Origin of the sequence: Herbiconiux daphne, assembly GCF_024979295.1 — a bacterium.
Lineage (GTDB): Bacteria > Actinomycetota > Actinomycetes > Actinomycetales > Microbacteriaceae > Herbiconiux > Herbiconiux daphnes.
Genome location: NZ_JANLCJ010000192.1, coordinates 1 through 954 on the forward strand (window position 1 = coordinate 1; position 954 = coordinate 954).

The following is a 954-nucleotide window of genomic DNA, read 5'->3' on the forward strand; positions in this document are numbered from 1 at the left end:
CCTCATCAACTTCATCTTCTGGTAGTGGCTCTTTATCGGCTGGCTTATTCGTGCTCTCTCCTGCTTTGGTTTCTGGCTGGCCTGTTGGCTCTCCCTGACCTTGTTCCGGTGCTGGTTCAGGTTCACCAGGCTTACCACGTTGGACGCGCTGAGCGTATTCCTTAGCGGCCTGTGTTGCCTCTTTGATTGCTGTTGCTTGCTGAGCTTGTGATTTCTCACCATCTTTAAACACCTTGTTAGTGTGTCTACGGATGAAATCAGATTTTTTATATTCCGGTACATCAACACCTTCAAAAGCCTTTTCCATTGCATCATGTACTTCTGATACCTGGTTAGCTTTCACAACTGCTTTACCGTGCGTTTCCATCTGCTCATTACGTGCTTGAGCTTCGGCCTTAGCACTATCAGCAAAGCTTTTACGATTATTAGATGTATGGATCTGACTTTCCCAATCTCCAAGCTGATTAGAGAGCGTTTTTAATTCATTAGGTGACGGTGTACCATTTGCAAAAGTTTTACTAATCTCCGATTTCATACCAGCTTTATCAGCATCAGAAACATGTTTCATTTTCTGTACTGAGTTTTTAAACCATTCTTTAGAGCCAGGCATATTAGATTTATCAGCAATCTTAGTAAGGTGATTAATTACACGATCTGAATTGAGAGCTTTACCGCCCTGTGTAGTAGCCTTAATTGCTTCATTGAGATCAGATTTAGAATAATTTCTACCAGCACCTTGACGGAATCTATCTAATTTAGCTTGTTCCTCAGCATCGATAATATCACGCTTTTTACGGTTTTCTTCTGCTTGCCGTTTAAGCTTCTCTTCTGTAGTTTCACGGTTCTGAATACGGTCTTGTTTCTTAATACCGTTAACGTGTAAAGTATCATTGATATTATCTAACGTTAATTGTTTCCTCAATGCCGGATCTACAATTTTATTTCGTTCCGTAT

General features: G+C 40.8%; 1 protein-coding gene. It reads right to left on the bottom strand.

All coding sequences use genetic code 11. The features are described 5' to 3' along the window. Positions 1 to 954, bottom strand: a 954-nt coding sequence (locus N1032_RS24015) for a hypothetical protein (RefSeq protein WP_259542971.1), incomplete at both ends; no start/stop codon positions are given.